This window comes from Nocardioides plantarum (genome assembly GCF_006346395.1).
Lineage (GTDB): Bacteria > Actinomycetota > Actinomycetes > Propionibacteriales > Nocardioidaceae > Nocardioides > Nocardioides plantarum.
In genome coordinates, this window is record NZ_VDMS01000001.1 from 1,862,995 (window position 1) to 1,887,390 (window position 24,396).

A 24,396-nucleotide genomic window follows, 5' to 3' on the forward strand; every position below is an offset into this window, starting at 1 on the left:
TGTCGGTCCCCCGGCTGCAGTGGTCTCGAGGCTCGTCGCCAGGGCTCCTCGCACCTCGACCGGCGTGGACGTCACCACTCGGTGGTCGAGGAGGCCGCCCGCGGCCGTCTCGAGACCACCTGACCGCAGCATCACGCCCGCCGCAGCAGGTAGACGTCCATCACCCAGCCGGCGGCGTCGCGGGCCCGCTCGCGCGCCGCGTCGATCGCGCCGAGCACGTCACCCACCCGCCCCGCCACGAGCTCCTCCGAGGCCGTGCCGAGGTTGGCGCCCCACCAGATCTGCCAGTCCTCGAGGCCGTCGAGCTCGATCAGCCGGTTGAGCATCACCACGACGTTGTCCTGGCCCGACTCGACGGCCTCGCGCAGCCGGCGCCCGGTGGTGACGTGGAGCGGCTCGCCGACCTCGTGCAGCACGATGCGGTGGCGAGCGGCCAGCAGCTGGAGGCTGGAGACACCCGGGATCACGTCGAGGTCGAGGTCGAGCCGCCCGCGCCTGGCCACCCGCTCGAGGATGCGGATCGTGGAGTCGTAGAACGCCGGGTCGCCCCACACCAGGAAGCCCGCGTCGCCCTCGTGCGCCAGCAGCGCCTCCTCGTACGCCGCGGACCGCGCGTCGTGCCAGGCCTCGACGGCGGCGGCGTACTCCTGTTGGGTGCCGGTGCGCTCCGGACGCCGCTCGCGCGCCGGGTCCTCGATCCGTACGACGACCGGCTCGTGGTCCAGGTGGCGCTCGAGGAGCCGGCCGCGCGCCGCGACGAGCGGGTCGGGCATGCCGCCGCGCGGCGACTTGTCGGAGACCACGAAGAAGGCGACGCCGCGCATCGCGTGCAGCGCCTCGACGGTCACCTGGTCGGGGTCGCCGGGGCCGACCCCGATGACCCGGACCCGCTTGCGGATCTCGACAGGCTCGATCACCGAGCCCTCGGTGGTCGAGCCCTCGGTGGTCGAGCTTGTCGAGACCCAGGCACTCTCGGCCATGTCAGTCGCGGTCCTCCAGGTCGCCCTCGAGCTCGAGGTAGACCTGCTGCATCGCGGCCATCACGTCGGCGTCGGGCTCGGTCCACAGCCCGCGGTCGGCGGCCTCGTGCAGCTTCTCCACGATGCCGCGCAGCGCCCAGGGGTTCGACTTCCTCATGAACTCCTGGTTGGTCTCGTCGAGCACGTACTCCTTGGCCAGCGACTCGTACATCCAGTCGTGCACCACGCCCGCCGTCGCGTCGAAGCCGAAGAGGTAGTCGACCGTCGCGGCGAGCTCGAAGGCGCCCTTGTAGCCGTGGCGCTGCATCGCGCCGATCCAGCGCGGGTTGATCACGCGGGCCCGGAAGACGCGGTTGGTCTCCTCCTGCAGCGTGCGGGTGCGGACGGCGTCGGGGGTGGTCGAGTCGCCGACGTAGGCCTTGGGGTCGGCGCCGGTCAGCGCGCGGACGGTCGCGATCATCCCGCCGTGGTACTGGAAGTAGTCGTCGCTGTCGGCGATGTCGTGCTCGCGGGTGTCGATGTTCTTGGCCGCGACCTTGATCCGCTTGTAGTTGGCGGTCATGTCCTCCGAGGCCGGCGCGCCGTCGAGGCCGCGGCCGTAGGCGAACCCGCCCCAGGCCGTGTACACCTCGGCCAGGTCCTTGTCGTCGCGCCACGACCCGGACTCGACGACCTGCAGGATGCCGGCACCGTACGAGCCCGGCTTGGACCCGAAGATCCGCGTGGTCGCCCGGCGCTCGTCGCCGTGCTCGGCCAGGTCGCGCAGCATGTGGGCACGCACGAAGTTGTGCTCGAGCGGCTCCTCGAGCGCGGCAACCAGCTGGACGGCGTCGTCGAGCATGGCGACGACGTGCGGGAAGGCGTCGCGGAAGAAGCCGGAGATCCGCACCGTCACGTCGATGCGCGGGCGCCCCAGCTCCTCGAGCGGGACGACCCGCAGGTCGCTGACCCGGCGCGACGCCTCGTCCCACTCCGGCCGTACGCCGAGCAGGGCGAGCACCTCGGCCACGTCGTCGCCGGAGGTGCGCATCGCCGAGGTGCCCCAGACCGAGAGGCCCACGGAGGCGGGGTACTCGCCGGCGTCGTCGAGGTAGCGCTGCACCAGGGACTCCGCCATCGCGGCGCCGGTCTGCCAGGCCAGCCGCGAGGGGATCGCGCGGGGGTCGACGGTGTAGAAGTTGCGCCCCGTCGGCAGCACGTTGACCAGCCCGCGCAGCGGCGAGCCCGAGGGCCCGGCCGGGACGAACCCGCCGTCGAGCGCGTGCAGCACCGCGTCGAGCTCGTCGGTCGTGCGGGCCAGGCGCGGCACGACCTGGGTGGCGGCGAAGGCCAGCACCCGCTGGACCTCGGGGTCGTCGTGCGCGGTGACGGCGGCCTCCACGGACCAGTCCGCCTCGTCCATGTGCTGCACGAGCGCCTTGGCCCGCTCCTCGATCTCGTCGACGGCCGCCAAGGCCGGCCCGTCGGTGGTCGAGCCTGTCGAGACCTTGAGGCCCAGCGCCGCCCGCAGCCCGGGCACCGCCGCCTGCTGGCCGCCGAAGACCTGCGAGGCACGCAGGATCGCCAGCACCAGGTTGACCCGCTGCTCGCCCGCGGGGGCCTGGCCGAGCACGTGGAGGCCGTCGCGGATCTGGGCGTCCTTGATCTCGCAGAGCCAGCCGTCGACGTGCATGATGAAGTCGTCGAACGACTCGTCGTCGGGCTGCTCCTCGAGGCCGAGGTCGCGGTGCATCTCGGCGGCGTGCATCAGCTGCCAGATCTCCCCACGGATGGCGGGCAGCTTGGCCGGGTCCATCGCGGCGATGTTGGCGTGCTCGTCGAGCAGCTGCTCGAGCCGGGCAATGTCGCCGTACGACTCGGCGCGGGCCATCGGCGGGATCAGGTGGTCGACGATGGTGGCGTGCGCGCGGCGCTTGGCCTGTGCGCCCTCGCCCGGGTCGTTGACCAGGAACGGGTAGACCAGCGGCAGGTCGGCGATCGCCGCGTCGGTCGCGCAGGAGGCCGACAGGGCGGCGTTCTTGCCGGGCAGCCACTCCATCGACCCGTGCTTGCCGAGGTGGACCACGGCGTGGGCGCCGAAGCCTCCATCGTCGGGCTGGGCGCGTAGCCAGCGGTAGGCGGCGAGGTAGTGGTGGGTGACCGCGAGGTCGGGGTCGTGGTAGATCGCGATCGGGTTCTCGCCGAAGCCGCGCGGCGGCTGGATCAGCAGCACCACGTTGCCGGCCTGGATGGTGGCGAGCACGATCTCGCCGGCGTCGTTGACAAAGAGCTCGCCGGGCGACTCGCCCCACGCCTCGACGATGTGGGCCTTGAGGTCGGCCGGCAGGTCGGCCGTCCAGGCGTCGTACTGCGCCTTGGTGACGCGCACGTGGGCGTCGGTGAGCTGGGCGCTGGTCAGCCACTCCTCGTCCTGGCCGCCCGCGGCGATGAGGGCGTGGATGAGCGCGTCGCCGGCCTCGGTGTCGTCCGGCAGGTCCAGGCCGGGGATCTCGCCCGGCGCGCCCAGGTCGTAGCCCGCGTCGCGCATCCGCCGCAGCAGCCGCACCGTCGAGACCGGGGTGTCGAGGCCGACGGCGTTGCCGACCCGGCTGTGCTTGGTGGGGTACGCCGACAGCATCAGCGCCACCTTGCGCTCGGCGGGCGGCGTACGACGCAGACGGGCGTGGTTGACCGCGATCCGGGCCACGCGGTCGCAGCGCTCGGGGTCGGCGACGTAACGCGGCAGGCCGTCGGCGTCGATCTCCTTGAACGAGAACGGCACCGTGATGATGCGGCCGTCGAACTCCGGGATCGCGATCTGCGTCGCGGAGTCCATCGGGGTCACCCCGTCGTCGGAGGCCTCCCACTCGGCGCGGCTGCTGGTCAGGCAGAGCCCTTGCAGGATGGGGATGTCGAGCGCGGCCATCCGCTCGACGTCCCACGCCTCGTCGTCGCCGCCGGCGCTCACGCCGGCCGGGGTGCTGCCCCCGGCGGCGAGCACCGTGACGATGAGCGCGTCGAGCCCGCCGAGCGCGGCGTAGAGCTCGTCGGGGGCCGAGCGCAGGGATCCGGCGTACACCGGGACGCCGACGGCGGTGCCGGTCGCGTCGATCGCGTCGGCGAGGTCGTGCACGAACGCGGTGTTGCCGCTGGCCTGGTGGGCCCGGTAGTAGAGGATCCCGACCTTCGGCAGGTCAGTGGTCGAGCCCCCCTCGGTGGTCGAGCCCCCCTCGGCGGTCGAGCCTGTCGAGACCCTCTCCGCCCAACCCCAGCTGGGGATCGGCGCCGGCGCCTCGAAGCCCTCGCCGGTCAGCAGCACGGTGTCGGAGAGGAACGCGTGCAGCTGGGCGAGGTTGTCCGGGCCACCCTCGGCCAGGTAGCGGTGGGCCTCGGCCGCGACGCCCATCGGCACCGACGACAGCTCCATCAGCTCGGCGCTCGGCTGCTGCTCGCCGCCCAGCACGACCATCGGCATGCCGGTCTGCTTGATCCGGGCGAAGCCGGTGCAGAGGTCCTGCGGCGAGCCGAGGATCCGGCCGAGCACCAGGTCGCAGCCCTCGATCGTGGCGGCCATCGACTGGTGGCCCGGTCGCGCGGGGTTGGCGAAGACGTAGTCGGCGCCCCGGGCGTTGGCGGCCCGGGCCGACAGCAGGTCGGTGTCGGAGGTGGAGAGCAGGGCGATGCGCATCAGACGGACTTCTCTCGGGTGGCGGTCGGGACGTGGTCGAGGGAGCAGTCGCCGCAGAGTCCGGCGCCCGGGGCGAGGTAGAACAGGCAGCAGGTACGCCGGCGCGCCCCGTCGAGCAGGCCGGCCAGGGGGGCGCGCGCCAGGAGGTCGGCGACCAGCGGCTCGTCGGCCCGCAGGCCGTGCACCCGTGGGACGGCGCTCAGGCTGGCGGCGACGTTGCCCCAGTGGAGCCGGGGCGACAGCGGGAGGGCGGCGACGAGCGGCTCGAGCACCGCCATGACGATCGCGTGGACGTCGTCCGCGGTGACGTCGGCGTGGCCACGGGCCTCACGCACCCCGAGCAGCACGGACCCGCCGTCGTCGCGGGCGCAGAGCACGGCGGGGTCGACGACCACGCCGTGGCGCACCGCCGGGACGACGGTCAGCGACCACAGCCGCGACGGCACCCCCATCGAGACCGCCGAGACGCCCACCCGGTCCGGTGCGCCGCGCAGGCGGGAGGTGACCCGCCCGGCGAGCCCGGAGCCGACGAGGTCGGCGACCGTGACGTAGCGGTCGTCGGGGTGCAGGTCGGGCGCCCAGGCATCGACGTCGGCCAGGGCCCGCTCGACCTCGGCCGCGCTCGCGGCCCTCACCGGCGCACCAGCCGGAACTGTCGGGCCCGCAGCGCCGCCGGGAGCGGGCCGCCGTTCTCGACCCAGTCGCACAGCGACTCGGTGAGCCGGGGCTCGAGGACGCCGCCGATCCAGGTGTCGCGCTCGCGGCGTGGCAACCGGTGGTCGCGCACCAGGACGACGTTGCTGCGGTCGCACTCGTCGAGGCAGTCGACGGTCCGCACGCGCACCTCGTCGGTCGCCAGCTCCTCGATCGCGGCCCGCTGCGCCGCGTGGTCGGTGGCCGGGTGCTTGGTCCCGCTCCCGCAGCAGCAGTCGCGGCACAGCATGACCGTCAGCCGTGGTGTGCTCGCGCACGTCAGGGGCTGCTCGCTCGCTGCCATCCGCGTCTCCCTCGTCCCGTGGGTGCCCGGGACGGGACGCGGCAGCGAAGACAGGGGATCAGCCCGTGCCCCCTGACCCACCCACGAGGTCTCGGACCACCGCGGACGAGTCGTCCGCGGTGCGCTGGCAGGTATTCGGACTCATGGGCACGGGCCACCTCGCCCACCTACTGGCCGTCGCTTCCCAGGTCACGTGCGACCCAGTGCTTGATGACGGCGTTCGTTCCCACTCACCGCTGCGGGGCAGTCCCGGAATCACACCGGGTTCCCTCTTTCGGCGTCCTGACATGGCGTGCCAGGCAGCACCAGCTGCGTCCCCGAGCATAGACCCGCGGCGCCGACCGGGGGCCGGGTGCTACCAGCGCGAGCCGATCACCGCCGCGAAGTGGCGCTCGTAGAGCTCGCGGACCCCGTCGAGGAGCGGCGCCGGCAGCGGCGCGGCCTCGCCGGCCGCCGCGTTGGCGCGGGCCTGGGCGGCGTCGCGCGCCCCCGGGATCACGGTGGTGACGCCCGGCTGCTGGGCCACCCAGGCGAGCGCGGCCTGGGCCGGCGTCAGGCCGAGGTCGGCGGCGGCGACCAGGCGGCTGAACTCCTGCGCGGCCTCGACACCGGTGGCGAAGTCGACGCCCGAGAACGTCTCGCCCACGTCGAACGCCGAGCCGTCGCGGTTGAACGTGCGGTGGTCGTCGTCGGCGAACGTCGTCGTGGCGTCGTACCGCCCCGAGAGCAGGCCGGAGGCCAGCGGCACCCGGGCGACGATGCCGACCCCGGCGTCGATGGCCGCGGGCAGCACCCGGTCGAGCGGCTTGAGCCGGAAGGCGTTGAGGATGATCTGCACCGACGCGACCCCCGGCCGCGCGATCGCCGCGAGGGCCTGGTCGACCGTCTCGACGCTGACGCCGTACGCCGCGATCGCGCCGGACTCGACCAGCGCGTCGAGCGCCGCGTAGGTCGCGTCGGCCTCGATCACCTCGGTCGGCGGGCAGTGCAGCTGCACCAGGTCGAGGGTGTCGACCCCGAGGTTGCGGCGCGAGCGGTCGGTCCACTCCCGGAAGGCCGCGGGGGTGTAGCTCGCGAGCTGCTGCTCGGCGCGGCGGCCCATCTTGGTCGCGACCGTCACCCCGGCGTCGGGGCGCGCGGCGAGGAACGAGCCGATCACCTGCTCGCTGCGCCCGTCGCCGTAGACGTCGGCGGTGTCGAAGAAGGTCACCCCGGCCTCGACCGCGGCCTCGAGGACGGCATGGGCGTCGGCCTCGCTCACCTCGCCCCAGTCGGCGCCGAGCTGCCAGGTGCCGAGCCCGAGGACCGACACCTCCCGACCGGTGCGTCCCAGCGTGCGTTGCTCCATGGGCCAGTCCTACCAGGGACGGTCGTCCCTCGAGACCTGGCTCTCGTGTGGGGCGCTCCTGGCCAGGACGCTCGGGCCGGCGCTCCACTACGGTCACACCCATGCGAATTGACGTCATCAACGTCGGTGACGGCGCGTGCACCGCGGTGGAGAGCTACGTCCCTGATCGCGGGGAGCTCACGATCATCGACTGCGGGACACACCCTCATTCCAAGGTGGTCACCACGCCCGGCGTCGCGGCTGCCGCTCATCTGGGCGGACGACTCACGGACCTGGACACGATCGTCGTGACCCACTTCGACACCGACCACTGGCATGGTCTGCTCGAGCTCGCCGACTTCTACGGCGCCCGCGAGACGGCGAGGAAGGCCATCACCCTCCGCTATCCCGGGATGCCCGACCTCGGCGAGCGCGTGTCGGCCAGGCAGGCCCGGGCGGGCCTGATGGCGCTGATCTCGACGCGTGACGACGACCCCCTCAATCTCGTCAGGCTGAAGACCGCGTGGGAGCAGGTCGGCAGTGTCAGCGCCGTTCCGCTCTACCGCGGTGACGTCTTCGACGCGAACGGTCGCCAGTGGCGCGTCCATTGGCCCCCGAGGCAGGTCGACGTCACGCGAGGCAAGAAGTACGCGGCAGCGATCCGAGAGGTTCTCGACCTCGCCGACGACATGGCCGCCGACGGATACACGAAGCTCCGTGACCAGTTCGAGGAGGCCTACGGCGCCTGGGAGGAGTTCGAGGACCAACCGGACGCCATCGAGGCCGTTCCACACGATGCGGACCCGCGATCGGAGGAGGAACCCGTCGATCCTGAGGACGAGGCAGATCTCGACCAGGACGACGACGAGGACGTCGACCTGGACCACGTGCCCGAGAAGCACCGCGCCGAGTTCCGCCGATTGGTCGCCAAGCTGGACGGCCTCGACAACTACTTCAGCCTCGTGCTCTCGGTCGACGACCAGTTCATCGTCTTCGGGGACATCGAGGGGACCGCGCTTCGCGCGGTGGTGACCGAGACCCGACCGGAGTTCGCGCTCGCGGGCCACTACGGGGTCATGCTCGCTCCCCACCACGGGTCCCATGTCGCGCACGCCTCGCGGCTTCCGGCGGCCGACCTCTGCATCTGCCAGAGCGGCTCGAAGCACCAGGGCAAGAACAGACTCCACGAACTCCGCCACTCGAGCGCGTGCCACCCGAGCACCTGGGAGTGCGGAACGATCTGCGTCACCACCTGGTGACCTGGGCCCACGACACGGTCCGCGGCCGTGGGATGCCCGGCCGACGCGACCGTCGTCGACGAGGTTGACGGAGTACGTCGGCACCTCCGCCGTCATGACGCCGCAGGGCGTCAGCGACCGGCGGGGACGCGGAGCGCCTGTCGGTTGAGGCCCCACACGAGCAGGGCGATGCTCAGGGCGGCGACGCCACCGATGAGGACGGCGTTCCAGCCACCGACGTGCCAGAGCAGCCCGGCTGCCGCGGAGCCGATCGCTCCGCCGATGAAGTTGCTGGTGATGAAGGCGGTGTTCATCCGGCTGCGCGCCGCTGGGTCGATGCTCAGCAACCGGGTCTGGCTCAGGACCATGGTCGCCTGGACGGCGACGTCGAACGCGACGATGGCGATGAGGAGCACGACGATCGAGTCGCTGCCCACGGCGGCCAGCGCGAGCGAGGCGATGCCCAGGACCAGGGCCGCCCCCGCGACCGGCACGGACAGGCCGCGGTCGTGCAGCCGCCCAGCGCGTTGGGCGATCAGGGCGCCGGCCAGGCCCGCGAGCCCGACGAGGCCGATGGTGGAGAGCGAGTAGGAGAACGGCGGGGCCGTGAGCAGGAAGGTCAGCGCGGTCCAGAACAAGGTGAAGGTGCCGAACGTCGCCGCCCCGAGCACCAGGGTGACCGGCACGGCTCGTCGACTGGCGATGGCCGTGAAGACCGACCGCAGCAACGAGGCGTAGGAGATGGCGGGCCGCGCCGGGAGCGCGGGGATGACCCGGGCCATCGTCAGGGCCAGCGCCCAGGAGACCACCGCGGCGATGACGTAGATGGCGCGCCAGCCGAGCAGGTCGGCGACGATCCCGCTGACGGTGCGCGACAGCAGGATCCCGACCAGTGCGCCGGAGGCGATGGTGCCGACCACCCGCCCACGCTCCGCCGGATCGGCCAGCTCGCTGGCCAGGGGGATCAGCAGCTGGGCCCCCACGGCCGTGGAGCCCACCAGCAGCAGGGCCACGAAGAGGGTGGCCCAGCTGGGCGCGACCGCAGCGCCGCCGAGCGCCAGACCGGAGACCGCCATGACCAGCGGGATGAGCCGCTTGCGATTGAGCACGTCGCCGAGCGGGACCAGCAGGAAGATCCCCACGGCGTACCCGACCTGGGTCACCGTCACGAGGAGCCCGGCCAAGGCCGTCGGAACGTCCAGGGAGCCGGCGATCTCGTCGAGCAACGGTTGTGCCCAGTAGAGGTTGCCCACCGCCGCGGCCCCGGCGACGGCGAACAGCAACGTCCTGCTGCGGGTCATGCGCTGGCTCTGGGGTCGGTCGTGCTCGAGACCGTCGGCAGGTGGTGCTGATGGAGATGACATGGGGCTTCCCGTGATCGACCTGTCGCCGCCACGGCATCGGGGTGTCTAGCCGGCCGTGGCTGCTGCAGCGCGTGAGCAGGTCCCGGTGCGGACCCACGAGGGGGCCAACGCCCTGCCCCTCGGAAACATGCCGGCTCGGCGTCCGATCACCTGTCGACCCAGACGAGTCCCAGCTGGCGGATGGTCTCCGCGCCGGGTATGCCGTCGGCCCTGCGAGCCTTCCAGCCGCGTGAGCCCTGAAAGGCGGCGCACGCGACCATGGTGTGGATCCCGAAGGTCCCGGTGGGCCCGGCCCCGATGGAGTAGCCCCTGGCCATCAGCGCGAGCTGGAGGTTCCAGACGCTGTCGGAGTCGGCCTGGTACAGGTGCATCTTGCTCCGGTAGACCTTGCGGTTCTGCTTGTAGCCGGGGCGGGTGCTGGCCCTGAGAGTGACGGGGAGGGCGCCGCTCGGGCAGGCCTCGATCCATCCGCGGTAGCGCAGGTTCCACTTCGTCTGGAAGACGTCCCACCGGACCCGGTCGATCTTGCCTCGGCGCAGGATGTCGGTGGACCACACGAACCCGCCCTCGACGGCGAACACGGCGTGGCCCGAGCCGCTGGTCCCGGAGCCGTAGTAGGCGATCGATCCCGGCGGTGGGGGCATGGTGACGTGCTTGGACCGTGGGGGGATCGAGTTGAAGGCGAGGCGTGCCGAGGCGCCGAATCCGGGGGCGCCGACGCACTGGCGGGAGAACACCTGGCACCAGCGGTACCAGTCGCGCGAGGGCTGGTGGTGCTGGCTGATGGCGTAGGCCTTGGCCTGTTCGAAGGTACGCATCAGGTGTGGTCCCTCTCCGGCACGTCTCCGTCGACCTCGGTGCCGTCATCCTGGACGGGCTCGCCCTCGCCGTCGGCCACGGGGTTGTCCCTGAGGTCGTCCTCGGGGGTCTCGTCGAACGGGCCGGGTTCGCCCATGACGTCCTGCCCACCACCGAGAGGTGGTGTGGTCGCGGTGGTCGGCGGCTGAGTGGGGTCCGCAGGCTGGTCCGGCGACGGGGCCACCGGCTCGCCGGAGGGAGTCTCGGGGTCCTTGGAGGACATCCCGTCGAGAATGCTCTGCGCCTTCTGGTCGACGAGCCGGGTGAAGATCTGCTGACCGGCCCCGAAGAGGAACGCGTAGGCGAGGATCTGCCCCTGGGAGTCGAGGGCCGACAGGCCCGGGATGAACTCGCCGTGCACGAGCACCAGGCCGGTGACCGCCGTCAGGGCGCCGAGAGGGGCCTTCAGGATGGCGAGCGCGACGGGCGCGTCGTAGGGGGTCGAGGTGCCACGGAGGTTGCGCAGGCTGAAGACCGCGGACAGCAGCCCTCCGAGCAGTCCCATCAGGGCGACGATGAGGATGTCGGCTCCGGTGGGTCCGTTCGCGTCGTTCGCGGAGGGGCAGGCTGTGGTCGCGACCGCTGTGCTCAGGGTGCTGTCGGGTGCGTCCGTCACGAAGCAGAGAGGGACCAGCGCCGGCTTCAGGTACACCACGACGAGGGTGAGGGCCATGGCCAGCGCGACGGCTGCGGCGGCCAACAGGGTGATGTTGCGGAAGCTGCGAAGTCGCTGGTGCTGCTCGTCGGTCGCTTCGTAGCCGTCCTCGACGAGCCGACGCAGGATCGCGCGAACGGCACGAGGATCCTTGCCGGTGAAGGCGTCGGCTCCCAGGCGGCGCGGGTCGTCACGACGAAGTGCGCTCTGGACTCGTGCGACCGCTCTCGGCACCTCTGCTGCCAGGCCGTCGTCGTCGTACACGTCGATGATCGCGACGCGGGCGGCGTGGAGGTAGTGGTAGGCGGACTCGATCTGCGTGCCGCGCCACCAGTTGGCGGGCCAGCCGTCGAGCTTCACCGTCCCGGCTGCCGTGCCACGCGCGCGTTCCAGCGATACCCGCACCCCGTCCATGGCCGCGAGCTGTTCCGGGGTGAGCTCACCGGCTGCCGCCACCCGAAGCTCGGCGTCCATCACCTCGACGCTGGAGAGCACCTGAGGGAGCACGTTGCGCCTGAACATCTCTCAACCCCGTCCGCGAGCCTCCCCTCGAGGGTCGACGTCACGACGGCCGGGCGCCATAGTCATCCGGGGCTATGCCCGGGGGGTCATTCTGTCGCTTCGCGACCCTCCGCGGCCTCGTCGGTCAAGGAGGCCAGGCGGTTGGTCTCGCCGGCGAGCTGTTACTGACGGTGCGGTCACACCGTGAAGCGGCCGCCGTTGCTCAGCAGGACGGCACCCACGACGTTGGAGGCGCCGGGAGAGGCGAGGTAGCAGATGCTGTCCGCGAGCTCCTCGGCACTGGCGTAGCCGACGGCGCCGCTGGCGGCCAAGGCCTGTCGCACCGCGGCTGGCGTCCGCGCCGCCATCGGGGTGTCGACGGGCCCGGGCGCCACGGTGTTGACGCCGATGCCGAAGGCGATCGCCTCCTTGGCGACCGACTGGGTCAGGGCGTGGACGCCGGCCTTGGAGGCGGCGTAGTGCGGATATCCGACGAGCGTGTCGAACGCGGCACTCGAGCCCACGGTGACGATTCGCCCGGCCCCGGCGGGGCGCATCGAGCGCACCGCTGCGCGGAGCACGTGGAAGGTGCCGTCGAGGTTGACCGCCATCACCCGGCGCCACGCCTCGTCGGTGAGGGACGTCGTGACGTCGACCGGCTCACCGCTGGCCTGCGCCTGGAGGATGCGCCCCTTGGCCTCGGGGTCGTCGATCCCGGCTGCGTGCACGACGACGTCGATGCGCCCGTGCCGCCCCACCACCTCGGCGAAGGCGGCGTCGACCTGCTCGGACTCGGTCACGTCGACCGCGGCTGCGAACCCGGCGCCCCCCAGGGAGCACGAGACGCCCTCCGCACCCGCCAGCACGACGTCGAGCACGTGGACCGCGGCACACCCCTCGGCTGCGAGCCGACGCGCGACGGCGGCACCGATGCCGGAGCCACCGCCGACGACGACGGCCACCTGGTCCTGGAAGCGGGGGTGCGTCACTGCTGGGGCGACTGGAAGCCGCCCTCGGCGACGTACTTGCCATCCTTGACCTCGACGCGTACGACGGCGTCGGTGCCGAGGTGATCATCGGCACTGAACGCGAACGGCGGCGCCACGCCGGTCTCGATGTCGGTCGCCTTGGCGATCGCTGCGGTGATGCTCTCCTTGGTGATGTCGCCGTCGATCGTCTTGAGGATCTCGCCGAACGCCTTCGCGCTCGCGTAGGCCGACAGCGAGTAGAAGTCGAGTGCGGAGTCGGGAGCGTACTTCTTCATCGCGTCCCGGTACTCCTGCACGGCCGGGTCGTCCGAGTTGACCGGGAGGGTCAGCGCGACCGCACGGAAGCCCTCGGCGTTCTTGCCGGCGAGCTCGATGGTGGACTCGGTGGCGGCGGGCGAGTAGCCGTAAGCCGGGACGTCGACACCCTGCAGGGCGACCTCGTTGAGGTAGGCGGCCGCCTCCTGGGGAGGCAGGATCAGCAGCACGCCGTCCGGGGACTTGCTCTTGACCTGGTTGACGATGGGGGCGTAGTCGGTCGTACCGATCTTGACGACGACCTCGCTGGCGTCGATGCCGAGCTTCTTGCCGTGCTCCATGGCGACGGTCGAGACGTTGGCGAAGGCGTCCGGGTCGTCACGCACGACGAGGAGGTCCTTGACGCCCGCCTCGACGGCCCAGTCCACGGCAGACTCGGCCTGGTCCTCGTAGAGCGCCTGGGTCCCGTAGAGCCCGTCCCGAGGCGGGTCGTACCAGGACGCGGAGCCGCCGTAGGTCCCGAAGATCGGGACCTTGCTCTGGTCGAGCACGAACGGGAAGGTCGCCTCCGTGGTAGCGGTGCCGTTGGTGGCCACGATGGCGTCGACCTTGTCGCGAGCGACCAGGTCACGGGCGATCTGAAGGGTCTGCTGTGGATCGAACGCGTTGTCCTTCGTGATGAACTTGACCTTCTGGCCGTCGATGCCACCGGTCGCGTTGAGCTGCTTGAAGTAGACGGTCGCGCCGACCTCCTGAGGGGTCCCCGAGGCCGCCTGGGGTCCGCTCAGCGGGTACCACGCGCCCAGCGTGATCTGGTCGTCGGCGTCGGAGGAACCGCCGCCGCCACATGCAGCCGTGAGCGCTGCCACCGCAGTCAGAGCCACGGCGAGACGAGTCCTGCGCATCGAAAACCTCCGTCGAGTTGAGTTCACTTCAGGAGTGTAAGGACGGCTTCGGTGTGATGGCAACCACAACGGCGCAGCGGTCTAGAGCGACCCCCGCGGATGACATCCGACGCATTCACACGTAACGTGAGTTGAACTCAGTTCATGAAAGGTGGCGACGGTGCGACGCTTCACAGAACAGTCGGTGATGATCACCGGGGCGACCGGAGGGATCGGTGTCGCGGTGTGCCGCCGGCTCGCCGAGGAGGGGGCGGCGCTGGTCGTGACCGACGTCGACGAGGATGCCTGTCGCCTCGCGGTGGACAGCCTGACCGACCCGGGGCGTCACCTCGCCCTGGCCCTCGACGTCACGGACGAGGGGCAGTGGCGGTCAGTGGTCGCCATGGTCGAGGCCCGGGGAGCCGGGTTGGCGGCCCTGATCAACAACGCCGGCATCGGGAGCCTCGCCACGGTAGAGGAGGAGACCATCGATCGCTGGAACCAGGTGGTCGCGGTCGACCAGACCGGCGTCTGGTTGGGCATGAAGCATGCCGGCGCCCTCGTCGAGCGATCCGGCGGCGGGTCGATCGTCAACGTGTGCTCGATCCTCGGCACCGTCGGCGGCTTCGGGAACAGCGTCGCGTACCACGCGGCGAAGGGCGCCGTGAGGTCGATGACCAAGAGCGCGGCTCTGCACTGGGCCACACGTGGGGTGCGGGTGAACTCCCTCCACCCGGGGTTCATCGGGACCGACCCGCTGCTCCAGCGATTCGAGGGCACCGAGCGGTATCGCCGGATGCTGGACGGCACCCCCATGGGGCGGCTCGGCTCCGCAGACGAGGTCGCCGCCGTCGTGGCGTTCCTGGCCAGCAGCGACTCGAGCTACATGACCGGCTCCGAGGTCTATGCCGACGGCGGCTGGACCGCGCAGTAGTCGTCTGCGAGCAGCGCGATGGACCGCACGGGCTCAGCCCCGGAAGTGCGTCGCCACCTCGTCCGATGCCCCAGGCTCGGCCACCAGCGTGCCACGGTCGACCAGCACGTCGAGGTGGGCCAGCGTCTCGCACACCGCGATCATCCGGTTGAACGCATCGAGGTCGTAGAACGCCCGACCGTGCTTGGTCCACGACAGCCGCTCGGCTACCTGCAGCCCGGTCACCGGGTCTGGGTTCGACCCGGCGACGGCGACGATCTCGCCGAGCCGCCGATCGTGGTGAGCCAGGAGCGCGACCACGCGTTCGTGAACCGACCCGCCGTGGTGCCCGTGAGCCGGGAGCATCTCGGCGTCGGGCCGGTCGAGCAGACGCGACAACGATCCGAGGTACTGGCCCAGCGGCAGGGCCCACTCCCCCAGCTCGAACCCGATGGACGGGGTGATCGTCGGCAGCACGTGGTCGCCCGTGAACATGAGGCCGGCGTCGAGGTCGTGAAGGACCACGTGACCCTTGGTGTGCCCGGGGGTCGGGACGACCTCCCACCTGCGCGTGCCGAGGTCGACGATCCCTGGATCGAGCCAGGTGTCCGGGTCCTGCCAGTCCGAGAGGTCGAAGGACTCCCGTCGGGTCGCCTCGACCACCGGGTCGCCCAGGTGTGCGGCGCCCGCACGCGCCAGCTCGCGCAGCGAGGAGATCGGGACGTTGCTGCCCAGGGCGCGGACGGCCTGCAGCCCCGTGGCCTCACCCCGCCCGAGGTGCACGCGGGCACCGACGCGACGGCGCAGCTCCAGCGCGAGGGTGTAGTGGTCGCGGTGGACGTGGGTGACGTAGACGTCGGCGACGTCCGTGACGTCGCCCCCCACGGCCCGCAGCCCGGCCGCGAGCCGGTCCCAGGCCTCGGGCACGTGCCAACCACCGTCGACCAGGGCCAGGCCGTCGGCCGACTCGACGGCGTAGACGCTCACCGCACGGAGCCCGTCGTTGGGCATGGGCAGGGGAATGCGGTGGATGCCGGGGGCGACGGGGTAGCAACCGGCAGCGGACCAGTCGCTGGCCTCGGGGCTCACGCCCGAGGCACCATGACCTTCTCCTCGCCCATCACAGCGATCCGGCGGCCGCGCATCGTGCCGACGTTGGCGACCGCGGCCTTCCACTCGTCACTGGCCAAGGCAGCGTCGAGCGCTTCGCGGTCGTCGAAGCTGAGGATCGAGATCCCGTCCCAGCCTTGGGAGCGCTCCTCGAAGGCGTCGAGGATCTCGGTGTGGTGCCACCGGCGCAGGCCGGGGAGTCCGTACGTCGCGTCGGCGTGCTCTCCTCGCCACCACGAGATGAACTCCTCGTGGCTCCAGTCGTCCGGCTTGGCCGCCATCAGGACCAGGTTGTACATGTGTCTCCTCGGGGATCGGCTGACCTGCGGTCGGCGGGGTCAGGGGGTCGGGTCGCGACCCACCAGTCGCACGCACGCGGCGCTGGTGAAGTCGGAGATGTCGGTCAGGGAACGGGAGCCACCGGGGCGGTACCAGCGCCACACACCGATCACCAGGCCGAGGATCGCCAGGCCGGTCAGTCGTGCGTCGCGGGCCACGAAGTCGCCCGAGGAGATGCCGCCCTCGATGAGCTCGGACCACTGGTCCTCGATGGCCCGGACGAGCACGCGTGCGCGCTGGCGCTCGTCCTCCTCGCGCTGCGACGGCCTCACGGTGGCCAGGAGGTCCATGTGCGACACCAGGATGCGGGCCGACAGCGCCTCCCGGTCGGTGAGCGCGTAGGCACTGCCGACTGCCGCACGCATTCGCTCTACATGGTCCTCGACGCCGTCCGTGGCCTCGCGGAACTGGGTGAGGGACCGGTCGAGCTCGAGGGTCATGATCGTCAGCAGGCAGTGCGCCTTGGACTCGAAGTAGTGGTAGAGCGCCGTCTGTCCGATCCCGACCTCGTCGGCGATCGTGGCCCACTTGGTGTGCTCGAACCCGTCACGTCCGAAGTTGTCGATGGCCGCGTTGAGGATGACAGCCCGCTTGGAGCGGGGTCCCTCCTTGCGATCGGCCTTGTGCGTGGTCTGAGTGGTCACGGTCCTACACCCTTCCGCCGGCTGCGAGTCGCGCGATGGTACCTGAACCGAGGTGGGTTCACGGCGACTCCTCATCCGGCGGGGTGGGAGCTCCGGTGAGCCGCCGGGCGAGCGAGATCGCCTCGGAGCGGTTGAGCTTGCCGACGCGGTTCTGTGGCAGATCGCTCACCTGGATGACGAACTCGGGCCACTTGAACTTGGGGACGCCGGCCGCGTCCAGACCGGCGCGGACGTCGTCCAGGGTCTGTCGGGTGCCGGCCACCACGAGCGCGGCCGCGCGCTCGCCGAGCATCTCGTCAGGCACGGGGACCACGCAGACCTGCGCGATGTCGGGCAGGGCCGCGACGGCGGCCTCGACCTCGTTGATGTCGATGTTGCGTCCGCCGCGGATGATGATCTGCTTCTCACGCCCCAGGATGTTGAGCGTGCCGTCAGCGTTGACCCGCGCCAGGTCACCGGTGGTCAGGAACCCGTCGCCGGTCAGGGCGGGCGGCTGCGGGCGGCCGTCACGTGCGTAGCCGACGAAGAGCGACGGGCCCCGGACCTGGGCGTGGCCGACCTCGGCGCCGGCCACGGGGCGGCCGTCAGGGCCCGCGATCCGCACCTCGGTCCCGGGGAACGGACGACCGTCGCTCCCCAGGCGGGTCGCCACGTCGTCGCTCGGCAGCGACGTCGTGTGGCCGAGGCACTCGGACATCCCGAAGACCCGCAGGAACCGCGTACCCAGGGACCGCTCGGCCCGCTCGAGCGCGGCCGCACTCATCGGCCCACCGCCGACCGTCATGGCCCGCATCGCCCGTAGGGTGCCGTCGGACCCAGGGACCAGGGACAGCTGCAGCGCCATCGTCGGCACGAGCATCGTCCAGGCGACCTGGTGGCGCTCCATCACCTCGACGGCCGCCTCGGGCTTCCACCCGTCGAGGCAGACCTGCGGCCCACCGAGCATCGCGGGCAGGTAGAGACCGAAGCACAGAGCCGCGACCGACGACAGGGGGACCAACGCTGCGACGGGATCGCCGGGTAGCAGGCCGACGGCGTCGATGGTCGCGGCACCCGCATAGCGCAGGGCACTCTCGGACTGCACCACGCACTTGGGGCGTCCGGTCGAGCCCGAGGTCATGGCGATCGCGACGCCACCCTCCCAGCGCTCGACTCCGCCCGTCCGGCCGGGTCGCGAGCGCAGGGTCCAGCCGTGGAGCACCGGGCACGCTGCCGGGAACTCAGCGTCGACCAGTGCCCAGTGCTCGACCGTCTCGACCGAGGCGACGACAGCATCGGGACGGACGTCCTCGAGGGCCAGCCGGCACTCCCCCGACGTCGCGTGCCGGCTCACGACTGCAACGAGCCCACCTCGCATCCCGACGGCGACCACCGCGGCCAGCGTCCGCCACGTGTTGTCGGCCTGCAGCAGGACGGTGGGCGCACCCTGGAGCGAGTCCTCCATGGCCGCGGCGAGCTCGCGGGCCGTGGCGACGATCTCGCCCCAGGTGTGCTCACCGGAGGCATCGATGACCGCGAGGCCGTCGGGGTCGGACGCCGCCCGCTGCTCGAGCTGCACGGCCAATTCCCTCATGGATGTTGCCTCCTGCCGAGTTGAAGTAGATTCACTTTAGTCTTCACGGGCCTCGGGGTCACAGCCGGGACGGGAGCTCGTGCGGCACCACGACGGCACGACCGGCAACGCGGCCCGCCCGGAGATCGTCGTAGGCCGTGAGGGCGTCCTCGAGCGCGTACGTCGTGGTCTCGGCCTGGATGTGCCCGGTTGCCGCGAGCGCGATGATCGCCTCCAGGTCGGCGTGCGGACCCCAGAAGGGGGCATCGAAACGCCAGCCCGGTGGCAGACCGCGACCCTTCGCGGCCTCCAGCGCTCCGCCCGCGCTGCCGATGACCGCGACCGTGCCTCCGGGGGCCAGGACGTGGGGCACGTCGGCGAGGGTCGCGGGTGCGCCGACGAAGTCGAGGACGAGGTCGACGCCGGACCCGAGACCGAGGGTGGCGAGCAGCCGAGCTCCCTCGGCCACGGTGGCGGCGACCCCGTGGGCTCCCAGGCGCAGCGCGAGGTCGCGCGCCGCGGCGCGGTTGTCGACGACGACGACTCGCGCCCCGGGCGTCGCCGCGATCAGCTGCAGCGCGAGATGCCCGAGTCCCCCGGCGCCGACGAGCAGCACCGTGCCGCCCTCGGCGAGGTGGCGGTGGGCGCCGACGGCGTGCAGGGCGGTCAGACCGCCGTCGGTCAGGGGCGCGACGTCGACCGGCGACAACCCCATGGTCTGCACGAGGTGACGCGTGCTCGGGACCAGGACGTACTCCGCCAGGCCACCGTCGTACCCGAGGCCGCCTCCGATCGGCCCCCCTGCCAGACGCAGGCAGTAGTTGTCTCGCCCGCGCAGGCAGGCTCGACATTCGCCGCAGGACCAGATGCCGTGCACAGCCACCGGGGCACCAGTCCAGTCGTCAGCGACCCCGCGGCCCGTGGCGACCACGGTGCCCGCGACCTCGTGTCCGAGCGTGAAGGGGAGCTCGTAGGGCAGTACCCCTGCCGCCCCGTCGATGACATGGAGGTCTGAGTGGCACAGGCCGGCCGCGTCCACCCGCAACAGCACCTCATCGGGCCCCGGGGCCGGAACGTCGACCTCGGTGAGCACGGGCTGGCTGGCCCAGCGCTCGAGGCGGACCGCCAGCATCCGGGAGGGCAGTGGCGCGTTCACCGGGCCGTCCAGCCGCCGTCGACGACGAGGGCCTGGCCGGTCATGTAGCTCGAGGCGTCAGAGGCCAGGAACAACAGCGCTCCGTCGACCTCGCCCTGGCGACCACCGCGACCCAGCATGGTGTTGCGCCGGACCCACGCGGCGGACTTCTCGTTGGTGAAGAGCCCGTCGGTCATCTCGGTGTCGAACCAGCCGGGCACCAGCGCGTTGACGCGGATCCCACGCCGGCCCCACTGCCCGGCGAGCTCGCGGGTCAAGCCCAGGGTGCCGGCCTTCGAGGCGGCATAGCTGGCGCCGCCCACGGGCGCGGTCGACACCAACCCGACCACGGAGGAGATGTTGACGATCGAGAGGGGCGCGTCGTCGACGATGGCGTCGACCACCGTGACAGCGAGATGGAAGCCCGCGGTGAGGTTGAGGGCGAGGAGGGAGTCGAAGACCTCGACGGTGTCCTCGGAGGCCGAGGGAGGCCCCGGCATGCCCGCGTTGTTGACCAGGACGTCGATGCGCCCGAGCTCCCGTGTCGCGCGGGCCACCAAAGAGGCCCGGTCCTCGGGGCTCGTGACATCGCAGGCGACCGGGACGACCCCGGGCACCTCGGAGGCGAGCCGGTCGAGACGGTCGAGACGGCGTGCGGCGGCGTACACGGTGGCACCGGCGGCGGCCAGGGTGCGGGCGAAGCCGTCGCCCAGGCCCGAGGAGGCGCCGGTGACGATCGCGACCCGCCCGGTGAGGTCGAAGAGATGGGCGGTCTCCATCAGTAGACCGCCGTCCGGCCGCCGTCGACGGGGATCAACGCACCCGTGGTGTAGCCGGCGACGTCGGAGGCGAGGTGGACCACGAGCCCGGCGAGCTCCTCGGGCCGTCCGAGGCGGGCGGCCGGGAGCCGGTCGACGACGAGGCCGATGAAGTCCTCGTCCCAGCTGTCGGCCATGTCGGTGGCGAAGGCACCGGGCATCACGCAGTTGACGCGTACGGTCGGCGCGTACTCCTGGGCGAAGGCGCGGGTCAGGGCGTTGAGTCCGTTCTTGGCGGCGGCGTACATCGCCTCGGCCGGGCTGGGCCGCTCGGCGCCGATGCTGGAGATGTTGATGATCGATCCTCCACCCCGCCTGACCATCCGGTCGCCGGCGACGGCCATCAGCCGGAACGGCCCGCGCAGGTTGACCTCGATCGTCTTGTCGAACAAGGACTCCCCGACCTCGAGCAGGCTGGGTGCCAGCGGGGCGATGCCGGCGTTGTTGACCAGGACGTCGAGGTCACCGTGCTCGGCGACGATCTGGTCGAGCGCGGGCTCGATGGCGTCCCAGTCGCCGACGTGCAGTGGCAGCGGATGGACGGAGCCGCCGGTCTCCTCGCCGATGCGGCGCGCGGCCTCGACGCAGGCATCCTCCTTGCGGCTGGACACCACCACGGTCGCCCCCGCCTCGGCCATGGCGGTGGCGATCGCGTAGCCGAGTCCGCGGGTGGAGCCGGTGACCAGGGCGACCTTGCCGGCGAGCGGGGGCAGGAGCGGCGCCGGGCTCACGCGGGCACCTCGGCGGTCTCGTAGGCCGCAAGCTCGATGCGGGCCATCGTGCGCAGGTGCACCTCGCTGGGGCCGTCGGCGATCTGCAGGGCGCGGGTGATGGCGAACAGCCGACTCAGGACGGTGTCGTCGCTGACCCCGGCGGCGCCGAAGGTCTGGACCGCGCGGTTGACCACGGTGTGCGCGGTCTCCATCGCGGCGACCTTGATGGCGGCAACTTCCGAGCGCGCTGCGGCATTACCGCGGGTGTCCATCAGCCACGCGGCCTTGAAGGTGAGCAGGCGGATCTGGTCGATCTCCATCCGGCTCCGCGCGATCCACTCGCGGACGACGCCCCGCCTGGCCAGGGGCGCACCGAACGCGACTCGGGTGGTGGCACGCTCGCACATCAGCTGAAGGGCGCGCTCGGCCATGCCGATCGCCCGCATCGCGTAGTGCATGCGGCCCGGGCCGAGCCGCCCCTGGGCGATCGCGAAGCCGTCGCCCTCGGCGCCCAGCATGTTGCCCACCGGGACGCGGACGTCGGTGAACCGCACGTCGCCGTGGCCGAGGCGGTCGCGGTAGCCGAACATCGGCAGGTCGCGCAGCACCTCGATGCCGGGGGCGTCCGCGGGCACCAGGATCATGCTCTGCTGACGGTAGGCCGCCGCTGACGGGTCGGACTTGCCCATGAAGATGACCAGGCCACAGTCGGGGTCCAGGATGCCGGAGGTGTACCACTTGCGTCCGTTGAGGACGTAGTGGTCGCCGTCCCGGGTGATCGTCGAGGTGATGTTGCGCGCGTCGGAGCTGGCGACATCGGGCTCGGTCATCGCGAAGGCCGAGCGGATCTCGCAGCGCAGCAGCGGATCGAGCCACTGCGTCTGCTGCTCGGGAGTGCCGTACATCGCGAGGATCTCCATGTTGCCCGTGTCGGGCGCGGAGCAGTTGAGGGCCTCGTTGCCGATCATCGAGCGGCCGAGGACCTCGGCAAGCGGCGCGTACTCGAGGTTGGTCAGGCCGGCACCGCGGTCGCCGTGCGTCATGAAGAGGTTCCACAGGCCGAGGCTGCGGGCGGTCGCCTGGAGGTCACGCATGACCTGCGGCTGCTCGTGCGGGTCGGCGTTGGCCGCGACCTGCGCGTCGTAGACGGCCTCGGCCGGGTAGACGTGCTCGTCCATGAACGAGGTGAGCGTGTCGAGCAGCGCGGTCGTACGGGGACTGAAGTCGAAGTCCACGGGTCCTTCTTCCTGAGGGGTGGGTCCGGCGGGCTGTCAGCCGAGGCGTTCGAGCCCGGAGGCGAGGAGCCGGTCGATGGTGGCGGGAAGCTGCTCCTGGGCCGGGTCGTGGTGGCGACCCTCGCGGTGACGTCGCAGGTTGTGCCCCATGATGGCGGCCATCTTGAAGCGGCCGAGGGCGTGGAACCATACGAGGTCGTCGAGACGGTCGAGTCCTGCGCCGGCGACGTACCGGCTGACGAGCTCGTCCTCGGACGGCAGCCCCGGCAGCTCGCGGCCGACACCGGGGAAGTTCGTGCCGTCGGCGAAGACGAGGAACCATCCGAGCTCGACCCGAGGGTCGCCGACGCTCCAGATCTCCCAGTCGATGAGTGCCCTCGGCTCGGTGCCGTCGCTGAGGATGTTGCCCAGGCGGTAGTCGCCGTGGACCAGCACGGGGTCGAGCGCTGCGGGCACCCTCGCAGCGAGCCGCTCCTGGAGCCGCTGCCCGTCGGGCACCAGCTCGGGCGGTACGGCCTGCAGGGTCCGGGTCCAGCGCTGCAGCTCGTCGGCCGGGGTGAGGGCCGGACCGTAGACCGGCAGCAGGTCGAGGGGAACACGGTGCAGACGGGGCAGCACCTCGGCCGCGCGTCGCATCCGGGCCGCGGCGAGGTCGGGTGCGACGGCGGGGTCGTCGAGGACGGGCTCCAGCGACTCGCCGGCGACCAGGTCCATGGCGAACCAGGCCGGCTCCTCCCGGTCGACAGCCCGCACGGCGGGCACGGGCAGGTCGGTCGAGGCGAGGGCCCGGAGGATCTCGGCTTGGCGCAGCATGTCGTGGCGGCCCGTGGACCGCTGGCCCGGCGGGACGGCCTTGACCACGAGCGACTCGGCGCCGGCGGTCAGGCGGTAGGTCAGGCCCGAGTGGCCGCCCGGCAGGATCTCGAGTGCGCTGACCTCGACGCCGGGCAGCTGCTCCTGCAGGACGCTGGCCACGCGCGGGCCAAGGCCGACGGCGTGGTCGAGAGCGGTGCTCTCGCTCATCTGACCGGGTCTCGGGGAAGGCCGAGCACGCGTTCGGCGAGGATGTTGTGCTGGATCTCGTCGGTTCCGCCGGCGATGCGGTAGCCCGGCGCTCCGAGGACGTGCTCGGTCCAGGCCCAGGTGCCCCACTCGCCGGAGTCGACGCTGAGGTCGGGACCCAGGAGCATCCGGGCGACCTCGGAGGTGCGCGCCATGGTGTCGGTCGCGAGCAGCTTGCCCACGGACGCCTCGGGTCCGGGGTCCTCCCCGGCCACGACGGCGGCGGCGACGCGCATTCCGGTCAACCGCTGGACGTAGCTACGGGTGACGACGTCTGCGACTCGGTCGCGTTGCCAGTCGTCGAGCCCGCCCTGGCGGCGGGCCAGCTCGACGACCCGGTCGGCGTTGTCCAGGCCCAGGTTGCCCGAGTCGAGGCGCTCGGAGGCCAGGACGGTGAGCGCGACCTTCCACCCCTCACCCTCGGGTCCGAGCCGTTGCTCGTCGTCGAGCTCAACGCCGTCCAGGTAGACCTCGTTGAACGAGGTGCCCCCGGTCATCTGACGGATCGGCCTGATGGTCACGCCCGGCGCGTCCATCGGAACGATGAAGACGGTCAGACCGCGGTGCTTGGTGGAGTCGGGATCGGTGCGGCACACCGCGATGCCGACCTCGGCGACCCGCGCGCCCGACGTCCAGACCTTGTGGCCGTCGAGCCGCCAGCCGCCAGCCGTACGAACAGCCCGGGTCCGTACGGCCGCGAGGTCGGAGCCGGCCTCGGTCTCCGAGAACAGCTGGCAGGCGATGACGTCGGTCCGCAGCATCGCCCGCAGGTAGGTCACCTTCTGGCTCTCGGTGCCCCACTGCGCGAGGGCCGGCGCCACCAGCTGCTGGGTGACGGGGAACATCTCGGTGCGCTTGGGAACGTCGAACTCGTCCTCGACGCGACGGAAGGCCAGCGCGTAGGACACCGGGAGGCCACGCCCGCCCTGCTCCTCGGGCCAGGTGAGTGGTCCCCAGCCGGCGTCGTACTTGGCCCGCTCGTAGGCGCGAATGCGGTCGGTCTCGGCCCGCTCCTCCGCCTCGGTCCAGTTCTCGAAGACCGCGACGGAGTCAGGACCTTCGCCCCACAGGCGCTCGGCCCGAGGCGCCGCGACGGAGGCGAGCCAGGTGCGCGCCTCGGCGACGAAGACGTCGTAGTCGGGTGGTGACGTGGTCACGGG

Annotated in this window: 22 protein-coding genes and 1 riboswitch; of the genes, 2 read left to right on the top strand and 20 right to left on the bottom strand. The window is 71.7% G+C overall.

What is annotated here, in order from left to right:
- Positions 1 to 131 precede the first annotated feature (131 nt).
- The 5 genes from cobF to FJQ56_RS08785 form a co-directional block, all read right to left on the bottom strand.
- Complete coding sequence (cobF, locus tag FJQ56_RS08765) at positions 132 to 980, bottom strand: precorrin-6A synthase (deacetylating) (RefSeq protein WP_211350798.1); 849 nt, start codon at positions 978 to 980, stop codon at positions 132 to 134.
- 1 nt (position 981) lies between these two features.
- Entirely contained in the window at positions 982 to 4,647 is a 3,666-nt protein-coding gene (gene cobN, locus FJQ56_RS08770) for a cobaltochelatase subunit CobN (protein ID WP_140008999.1), read from the bottom strand.
- Positions 4,647 to 5,282, bottom strand: a complete 636-nt coding sequence (locus FJQ56_RS08775) for a (2Fe-2S)-binding protein (RefSeq protein ID WP_140009001.1) — start codon at positions 5,280 to 5,282, stop codon at positions 4,647 to 4,649. Before FJQ56_RS08775 ends, cobN begins: the two co-directional genes overlap by 1 nt.
- On the bottom strand, positions 5,279 to 5,644 hold the full coding sequence (locus FJQ56_RS08780; RefSeq protein ID WP_140009003.1) for a (2Fe-2S) ferredoxin domain-containing protein: 366 nt from the start codon (positions 5,642 to 5,644) through the stop codon (positions 5,279 to 5,281). Before FJQ56_RS08780 ends, FJQ56_RS08775 begins: the two co-directional genes overlap by 4 nt.
- A gap of 109 nt (positions 5,645 to 5,753) precedes the next feature.
- Positions 5,754 to 5,969, bottom strand: a riboswitch (cobalamin riboswitch).
- Between the two features lie 30 nt (positions 5,970 to 5,999).
- Positions 6,000 to 6,992: an aldo/keto reductase gene (locus FJQ56_RS08785; RefSeq protein ID WP_140009005.1), complete on the bottom strand. Its 993-nt coding sequence runs from the start codon at positions 6,990 to 6,992 to the stop codon at positions 6,000 to 6,002.
- A gap of 101 nt (positions 6,993 to 7,093) precedes the next feature.
- Here FJQ56_RS08785 and FJQ56_RS08790 point away from each other — a divergent pair, with 101 nt between their 5' ends.
- A complete protein-coding gene (locus FJQ56_RS08790; RefSeq protein WP_140009007.1) occupies positions 7,094 to 8,230 on the top strand; it encodes an MBL fold metallo-hydrolase in 1,137 nt (378 codons plus the stop codon).
- A gap of 110 nt (positions 8,231 to 8,340) precedes the next feature.
- On the opposite strand, the gene FJQ56_RS08795 is transcribed toward FJQ56_RS08790, so the two are convergent.
- The 5 genes from FJQ56_RS08795 to FJQ56_RS08815 form a co-directional block, all read right to left on the bottom strand.
- Positions 8,341 to 9,510: an MFS transporter gene (locus tag FJQ56_RS08795; RefSeq protein WP_140009009.1), complete on the bottom strand. Its 1,170-nt coding sequence runs from the start codon at positions 9,508 to 9,510 to the stop codon at positions 8,341 to 8,343.
- 209 nt (positions 9,511 to 9,719) lie between these two features.
- A complete protein-coding gene (locus tag FJQ56_RS08800) occupies positions 9,720 to 10,391 on the bottom strand; it encodes a peptidoglycan-binding domain-containing protein (RefSeq protein ID WP_140009011.1) in 672 nt (223 codons plus the stop codon).
- On the bottom strand, positions 10,391 to 11,608 hold the full coding sequence (locus FJQ56_RS08805) for a hypothetical protein (protein WP_140009013.1): 1,218 nt from the start codon (positions 11,606 to 11,608) through the stop codon (positions 10,391 to 10,393). Before FJQ56_RS08805 ends, FJQ56_RS08800 begins: the two co-directional genes overlap by 1 nt.
- A 176-nt stretch (positions 11,609 to 11,784) precedes the next feature.
- A complete protein-coding gene (locus tag FJQ56_RS08810; protein WP_140009015.1) occupies positions 11,785 to 12,576 on the bottom strand; it encodes an SDR family NAD(P)-dependent oxidoreductase in 792 nt (263 codons plus the stop codon).
- The gene (locus FJQ56_RS08815) at positions 12,573 to 13,700 is read right to left on the bottom strand and encodes an ABC transporter substrate-binding protein (protein WP_211350799.1); all 1,128 of its coding nucleotides are present in this window, start codon (positions 13,698 to 13,700) and stop codon (positions 12,573 to 12,575) included. The genes FJQ56_RS08810 and FJQ56_RS08815 overlap by 4 nt, the downstream gene beginning before the upstream one ends.
- 196 nt (positions 13,701 to 13,896) lie before the next feature.
- Here FJQ56_RS08815 and FJQ56_RS08820 point away from each other — a divergent pair, with 196 nt between their 5' ends.
- On the top strand, positions 13,897 to 14,649 hold the full coding sequence (locus FJQ56_RS08820; protein WP_211350800.1) for an SDR family NAD(P)-dependent oxidoreductase: 753 nt from the start codon (positions 13,897 to 13,899) through the stop codon (positions 14,647 to 14,649).
- Between the two features lie 33 nt (positions 14,650 to 14,682).
- Here the strand turns inward: FJQ56_RS08820 and FJQ56_RS08825 are convergent, their stop codons facing one another.
- Genes FJQ56_RS08825 through FJQ56_RS08870 form a run of 10 tightly spaced genes read right to left on the bottom strand, consistent with a single transcriptional unit; the run spans position 14,683 to position 24,393 of the window.
- Positions 14,683 to 15,717, bottom strand: a complete 1,035-nt coding sequence (locus FJQ56_RS08825) for an MBL fold metallo-hydrolase (RefSeq protein WP_246084047.1) — start codon at positions 15,715 to 15,717, stop codon at positions 14,683 to 14,685.
- Positions 15,714 to 16,037, bottom strand: coding sequence for an EthD domain-containing protein (locus FJQ56_RS08830; RefSeq protein WP_140009019.1), 324 nt, complete (start codon positions 16,035 to 16,037; stop codon positions 15,714 to 15,716). The genes FJQ56_RS08825 and FJQ56_RS08830 overlap by 4 nt, the downstream gene beginning before the upstream one ends.
- Before the next feature lie 39 nt (positions 16,038 to 16,076).
- Positions 16,077 to 16,721, bottom strand: a complete 645-nt coding sequence (locus FJQ56_RS08835; RefSeq protein WP_246084048.1) for a TetR/AcrR family transcriptional regulator — start codon at positions 16,719 to 16,721, stop codon at positions 16,077 to 16,079.
- Between the two features lie 58 nt (positions 16,722 to 16,779).
- Positions 16,780 to 18,294 carry a class I adenylate-forming enzyme family protein gene (locus FJQ56_RS08840; RefSeq protein ID WP_140009023.1) on the bottom strand — a complete coding sequence of 505 codons (1,515 nt, stop codon included), beginning with the start codon at positions 18,292 to 18,294 and terminating at the stop codon, positions 16,780 to 16,782.
- 58 nt (positions 18,295 to 18,352) lie between these two features.
- Complete coding sequence (locus FJQ56_RS08845) at positions 18,353 to 19,429, bottom strand: alcohol dehydrogenase catalytic domain-containing protein (protein ID WP_246084049.1); 1,077 nt, start codon at positions 19,427 to 19,429, stop codon at positions 18,353 to 18,355.
- Positions 19,426 to 20,187 (bottom strand): SDR family NAD(P)-dependent oxidoreductase, encoded by a 762-nt coding sequence (locus FJQ56_RS08850; protein ID WP_140009025.1) that lies wholly within the window; start codon positions 20,185 to 20,187, stop codon positions 19,426 to 19,428. The genes FJQ56_RS08845 and FJQ56_RS08850 overlap by 4 nt, the downstream gene beginning before the upstream one ends.
- On the bottom strand, positions 20,187 to 20,957 hold the full coding sequence (locus FJQ56_RS08855) for an SDR family NAD(P)-dependent oxidoreductase (RefSeq protein ID WP_211350801.1): 771 nt from the start codon (positions 20,955 to 20,957) through the stop codon (positions 20,187 to 20,189). The genes FJQ56_RS08850 and FJQ56_RS08855 overlap by 1 nt, the downstream gene beginning before the upstream one ends.
- Positions 20,954 to 22,174, bottom strand: a complete 1,221-nt coding sequence (locus tag FJQ56_RS08860; RefSeq protein WP_140009027.1) for an acyl-CoA dehydrogenase family protein — start codon at positions 22,172 to 22,174, stop codon at positions 20,954 to 20,956. Before FJQ56_RS08860 ends, FJQ56_RS08855 begins: the two co-directional genes overlap by 4 nt.
- A 36-nt stretch (positions 22,175 to 22,210) precedes the next feature.
- A complete protein-coding gene (locus tag FJQ56_RS08865) occupies positions 22,211 to 23,197 on the bottom strand; it encodes a phosphotransferase family protein (RefSeq protein WP_140009029.1) in 987 nt (328 codons plus the stop codon).
- Entirely contained in the window at positions 23,194 to 24,393 is a 1,200-nt protein-coding gene (locus FJQ56_RS08870; protein ID WP_140009031.1) for an acyl-CoA dehydrogenase family protein, read from the bottom strand. Before FJQ56_RS08870 ends, FJQ56_RS08865 begins: the two co-directional genes overlap by 4 nt.
- Positions 24,394 to 24,396 lie beyond the last annotated feature (3 nt).

Bases quoted from the DNA above. Each gene is read 5' to 3' on its own strand.
- cobF (WP_211350798.1), bottom strand. From the start codon at position 980: ATGGCCGAGAGTGCCTGGGTCTCGACAAGCTCGACCACCGAGGGCTCG.
- cobN (WP_140008999.1), bottom strand. From the start codon at position 4,647: ATGCGCATCGCCCTGCTCTCCACCTCCGACACCGACCTGCTGTCGGCC.
- FJQ56_RS08780 (WP_140009003.1), bottom strand. From the start codon at position 5,644: ATGGCAGCGAGCGAGCAGCCCCTGACGTGCGCGAGCACACCACGGCTG.
- FJQ56_RS08785 (WP_140009005.1), bottom strand. From the start codon at position 6,992: ATGGAGCAACGCACGCTGGGACGCACCGGTCGGGAGGTGTCGGTCCTC.
- FJQ56_RS08790 (WP_140009007.1), top strand. From the start codon at position 7,094: ATGCGAATTGACGTCATCAACGTCGGTGACGGCGCGTGCACCGCGGTG.
- FJQ56_RS08795 (WP_140009009.1), bottom strand. From the start codon at position 9,510: ATGACCCGCAGCAGGACGTTGCTGTTCGCCGTCGCCGGGGCCGCGGCG.
- FJQ56_RS08800 (WP_140009011.1), bottom strand. From the start codon at position 10,391: ATGCGTACCTTCGAACAGGCCAAGGCCTACGCCATCAGCCAGCACCAC.
- FJQ56_RS08805 (WP_140009013.1), bottom strand. From the start codon at position 11,608: ATGTTCAGGCGCAACGTGCTCCCTCAGGTGCTCTCCAGCGTCGAGGTG.
- FJQ56_RS08830 (WP_140009019.1), bottom strand. From the start codon at position 16,037: ATGTACAACCTGGTCCTGATGGCGGCCAAGCCGGACGACTGGAGCCAC.
- FJQ56_RS08840 (WP_140009023.1), bottom strand. From the start codon at position 18,294: ATGAGGGAATTGGCCGTGCAGCTCGAGCAGCGGGCGGCGTCCGACCCC.
- FJQ56_RS08850 (WP_140009025.1), bottom strand. From the start codon at position 20,187: ATGGAGACCGCCCATCTCTTCGACCTCACCGGGCGGGTCGCGATCGTC.
- FJQ56_RS08865 (WP_140009029.1), bottom strand. From the start codon at position 23,197: ATGAGCGAGAGCACCGCTCTCGACCACGCCGTCGGCCTTGGCCCGCGC.